General features: G+C 32.2%; 4 protein-coding genes. All 4 read right to left on the reverse strand.

Annotation, left to right across the window (positions count from 1 at the left end; all coding sequences use genetic code 11):
- Positions 1-82: 82 nt before the first annotated feature.
- Positions 83-1,030 (reverse strand): mannonate dehydratase, encoded by a 948-nt coding sequence (locus ACKI4K_RS01740; protein WP_407421666.1) that lies wholly within the window; start codon positions 1,028-1,030, stop codon positions 83-85.
- Positions 1,031-1,071: 41 nt separating this feature from the next.
- Entirely contained in the window at positions 1,072-1,905 is an 834-nt protein-coding gene (locus tag ACKI4K_RS01745; protein ID WP_407421668.1) for an alpha/beta hydrolase fold domain-containing protein, read from the reverse strand.
- Between the two features lie 43 nt (positions 1,906-1,948).
- Positions 1,949-4,618, reverse strand: a complete 2,670-nt coding sequence (locus tag ACKI4K_RS01750; RefSeq protein ID WP_407421670.1) for a family 78 glycoside hydrolase catalytic domain — start codon at positions 4,616-4,618, stop codon at positions 1,949-1,951.
- 35 nt (positions 4,619-4,653) lie between these two features.
- Positions 4,654-5,277 (reverse strand): hypothetical protein (locus ACKI4K_RS01755; RefSeq protein WP_407421672.1); only part of this gene is annotated, 624 nt, incomplete at its 5' end.

Here is a 5,277-nt window from a genome sequence, read left to right on the forward strand (position 1 = left end):
ATAATAAACTGATACTATACATATATACAAGGAAGATATGATATACCAACTATTTTAGCAATAATTTCTATTACTTAAATGGTTATTTGTCACACGCTTCCAATATTCCCTTTAAATAACCTATTGCAAACAATCTACCTAATGCAGTATATCCTGCCAGTTCTTGTTTTTCACCTGCCATAAGCGGCACATGATCCACTCTAATAGGTACGTTTATACCACTTTCACAATATAATTTCATTAATTTTGCCATTTCCAAGGCACCGTTATCATGAAAAGTTTCGCTAAAATTAAACTTGTTACCTTTAGTGTTTCTAAAATGCACAAATTGTATTTTATTTTTTAATTCAGGTATTACGGAATATAAATCTTCTCCCATCATATGATATGTAGCCTGACACATTGTAACACCCAAGTTATCTGATTTTACAATATCGTAAATAGCCTTTTTTATGTTGTCATATGAAATCATTATTCTTGAAACATTACCTAATTTAACAATTGGTGGATCATCCGGATGAAGCGCTAATTTTATATTATACTTTTCTGCATAGGGAATTACCGCTTTAATGAAATACTCATAATTAGACCACAATTGTTCCTCAGTAATGATTTTATCTGTGGGTATAAATTCATTTATATTAAAGCCTGTTACTAAAGCTTTACCACGTTCTATTATACTGTCTGATGTCCTTAACCAACCAATATGTGCCATCCAATTAAAACAGATTGTTCTTATATTAAGCTCATCCATTATAGGTAACATTTTTATCACTTGATCTATTGCCCAATCTCTTTGATTATCCCCAATTTTTATATGATCGTGCAATGAATTTGGCATTGGCTCAATAACTATAGGTGTAATTCCAAAATTTACAAATCTGTCATACAACTCTTTCCAATGAGCCTTATTAGTAACATCAAAAGCATTTGTTTCAGGCAATCGTATAACACCGTGCTTCACGCCGCATTGCAACGCATAATCCCAAGTAATATCATTAGTGCTTCTAAAATAATCTGTTAAAATCATACTTATACCTCTTTTGCTTTTTAGCTATATTTTAAAACTATTCATTGGGTAATATGTTTTAAAACAAAATCAACTAATATATTTTGGATATTTTCAAATGATATCGAAGGATCTACATCATTAGAAATTTTTTCAAAACTGTGACCGGCATATTTTGATAAAATAAACTTTGTTTGAACATTTTCATCATTCAATTTATCATATAAAATTTTAGAAGATTCACTATAAATTAGTTTATCCAAACTACCCGCAAACAAAATAGTTGGTGGACAAGAATGTTCAACATAGTTAAGAGGGCTTGCTTTTTTTCTCTCAATAAAATCATTAGGATTTGAAAAAAGATAATCAATATCAAAGCCAATAAGATTAACATTATTTATTTCATATAATATAGTTGCGGGTGAAAGTGCTGCAACAGCAACAACTTTTATTGTATTGTTATTAAAATCATATTTTTTAGTAAATAAATTTCCATCTGCATATGCTGTCATTAAAGCAAGATGAGCTCCTGCCGAATGCCCTGACGTAACAATATTTTCTTTATCAATTTGAAGTTCTTCGCAATGTTCTCCTAAATATCCAAGAGCATCAAAGCAATCCTCTAATATATCGTGAATTTTTATCTGTTCATCTGCAATGCGATATTCAATTGAAACAACTGCAAAACCTTTTTCGCGAAGTAATTCAACAGACAATTTAGAAAAACCTATCATACTTTCCCTTTCAGCCGAATGCCATCCGCCGCCTGGAATTAAAAAATATACAGGAGCTTTCTTATATATATTTTTTTTAGGTGGTAAAAAAGTCATTTTCAATTCTTTTTCATTCACAATTTTATAAGTGTAATCAAAATTTGCTTTTTCTGACAATAACATATTTTTTCCTCTCGATTCAGAAGTTGAAATTTTATTCTTGCTATTAAATCAACGTTGTTGAAAAATTGTATTTCCCAGAATTCAATTCATATACCAATTTGTTTTGTTCATAAATAAAGTCCATATCAAAGGAAACACCATTTTTAGAAATAAAATATTTTGTTTCTAAATTATAATTCGGCAGTTTTACTGTTGCTGTTGTGTTTGGGGGTATAGTTATATCGTAGTAAAATTCATTATCTACTATTTCCCATTCGACCGACAAATAACCATATGGAGTGTTATATTGCGCTTTAACAAAAGAAATTGTTTCATTTTTTTCAATTTGCGGTTCAAAAACAATATGCTTAAAAGCAGGGTTTTTAACATCCGGCTTAATGCCAGCTAAAAAAGCAAACAGCCATTCTGCTACCGAGCCGTATGCAAAATGATTTTGAGAACATTTTCCATCCCAATACTCCCAAATTGTGGTTGCACCTTGTAAAATCGAATAGAGCCACGAAGGTTGTTCTCTTTGTAAAATCAACTTATATGCATAGCTATTTAAGTCACTTTTAGACAAAGCAGGCAATAATAATGGTGTGCCTAAAAAGCCCGTTCTCAGTTGGTTTCCGTAATGTTCTAAATTGTTTTTAAGTTGTGTTTTTACTTTATCCAATAAATTTTTATCATCAATTAAATCAAAATATAAAACAAAAACACAAGCAGTTTGATAAATCAATCCTTCTGAATCAACCATCTCCGATTTTAGCCCGTTTTCATTGAAATATTTTTCTAAGAAACATTGCCTTTTTTCTGATAATAGTAATTTGTATCTATTCACTTCTTCGTTTTTTTCTAAAATTTCGCAAATAGATATAAAATAATATAAATCAATACAATAATACGCATCAGCAATAAAAGATTTTAACAACTTAGTGTTGTCTTGCTCATTAGGTGTTGCCCAATCTCCATAGTGGTCTCCCGGTCCATCATTTTTTTCAAGATAGTTCATAAATCTTTTTAATGAGGGATAATGCTTTTTAAGTATTTCCTTGTCACCGCCCATAAGATAAAGCTTATACGGTATTATTATACCGCCGTCAGACCAACCAGCCATACCGTATCTTTCTATCTGTCTGCTCTGCGGAGCGGTGCTTGGATAGGAGCCATCGGTGTGTTGCAGATTAACAACATCTTCCAACAACCACTTTTTTATATAGGTATATACATTTGCAAAATAATTAGCGGTAGTACAATAAATTTGAACATCACCCGTAAATGCATGCCGTTCATCCCGTTGCGGACAGTCAGTAGGTACTGTATTAAAATTTCCTCTTTGAGACCAAAGAGCATTCTCAACAAGCTTATTAATTTCATCGCAATTTGTTTTTATTGTCCCGCATTCCATTTCAGGAGTGATAGCAGAAATAACAATACCTTTTACAGAAGCGATTTCTATTTCTTCGGTTGTTTCTATTTCTAAATATCTAAAACCATAATATGTAAGTAAAGGTTTTAAAATAAGATTTTCACCTTGACCTATTTTGTAAATACTTCTGGCCAATCCATCACGATTACAACTTAAATCAAGTGTGCCATCGCTACGCAAGCTCTCCGAATGACGAATTGTAATCTCGGCATCTTTTTTTGAAGAAACAATTAGTTCTTCCCAACCAACTATATTTTGTCCCATATCTACCGATATAGAATGATCGGGTTTTAGTTTTATAGGAAATCTGTAATATGTATTTTTTAAAAAAGGTTTTCCGGTTCTAATTAAATCTTTGCGAACAAATACATTATGACCGCAAGAAGAATTAATACAGCCATTAAACTCATTACTGATTTCGACATTTTCCCATTTAGCAGTGCAACTATAATTGTTTTCTCTTGTAAAATCAATTATTTCACCATCATATATATCGCTATCTATTATTGGTGATAAATCAGATGTTTTCCAGTTTTTATTCGTTTTAATCCAAACTGTTTTTCCGTTAGCAAAATCAAGTCTTACTATTCCCCTAAAGGCGATTTGTTTTCCTTGACGGTTCGGATTCATTACATGGGTTTCATGATTTCCAACTATTCTGCCAAGCCACCAACCACGTCCTGTAAAAACTGTAATGTTGTAATTCCCAACCTCATCAAAACAATACGAAACATCGTATGTTTGATAATGTGCGTGCATTTTAGGTTCAGTAAAACCAGGCTTTAATTCATCATAAATTATTTCTCCATCCTCTTGCTTGTTGCCCACACGTATATTATTAATATAAATATCATAATTACCCAATGCCGTAGAAAACAAAACAGCAGATATAGGTTTCTCACTGCAATTAAACGAATAATTAAATACCGGTAAAGAAGTAAATTCCAATGAAGCTTCTTTGATCCAAAAACTCTCATTCCAAATGGTGTCGTCATATATTCCAGTCACAAAATAAGCTTTTTTTTCAGAAGTATGGACGTTATCGTAATTGTCCCATACAGTTACACTCCAATCATATTTCACTCCTGATTCAAGCGGAATACCATCATAGTAGATTCCTATAGAGTTCTCATCGAATACCATACCACTATTCCAAATGATATTTTCTCCACGCCAAACTTTTATTTCATAAACCGATTGTTTTATAGAAGCTAATTCAGACTTCATTTTCCAACTGAAACAAACATCATCATCTATTCCAATTGGATTAGTTAAACGATTTACCATAAGGTCGTATAACATTGAAATTTTCTCCTTTTAAAATTGCTATAAAAATATTATTTTTTTTCCTTCCAGGGTTTTGATGCTGCAACCGTTATAGAACGGAAAAAACCATTGAAATTTGTCAGATCTCCATTTTGATAAGGTCTTACGGCACAATAAAAATGGTATAATACATTGTTGTGAAATATAACATATGGTTTGTGAGCATGTCGGGAATCTATCGAGCCATCTCTTCCAGGTGTCAGAATAGGGCAAGGAAATTTTTTCCAAGTAAATAAATCTTTACTAACAGCAATTCCGTTACATGCATTCAAATTTCCGTATCCATAATAATACATAACCCACTGTTCTTCTCTTGAATCATAGAAAACTTGCGGATCAGCAGCATAAACACTATCCCATGAGAATCTATCGACTGGAAGGACAGGTTTATCGAAAACTCGTTCCCAATTAACCAAATCTTCAGAAACAGCCATACCTATCTGTTCAAGCCAATATCCCGTTTCTTTTCCTTTGGCATTGTAGAACATATAAAACTTACCATTATGTTCGACTAAATCAGGTTTATATAATCCACCTTTTTCCCAATCCGCTCCATCTTTCCAAGAAAAAACAGGTTCTCCATAAAAATGCCAATCTAAAAGTTCTTCATCCTCCGTCCATGCCAGACCCATTTC

The sequence above is a fragment of the Methanobrevibacter sp. genome, from assembly GCF_045644645.1.
Classification (GTDB): Archaea; Methanobacteriota; Methanobacteria; order Methanobacteriales; family Methanobacteriaceae; genus Methanocatella.

Bases quoted from the DNA above. Each gene is read 5' to 3' on its own strand.
- ACKI4K_RS01750 (WP_407421670.1), bottom strand. From the start codon at position 4,618: ATGTTATACGACCTTATGGTAAATCGTTTAACTAATCCAATTGGAATA.
- ACKI4K_RS01740 (WP_407421666.1), bottom strand. From the start codon at position 1,030: ATGATTTTAACAGATTATTTTAGAAGCACTAATGATATTACTTGGGAT.
- ACKI4K_RS01745 (WP_407421668.1), bottom strand. From the start codon at position 1,905: ATGTTATTGTCAGAAAAAGCAAATTTTGATTACACTTATAAAATTGTG.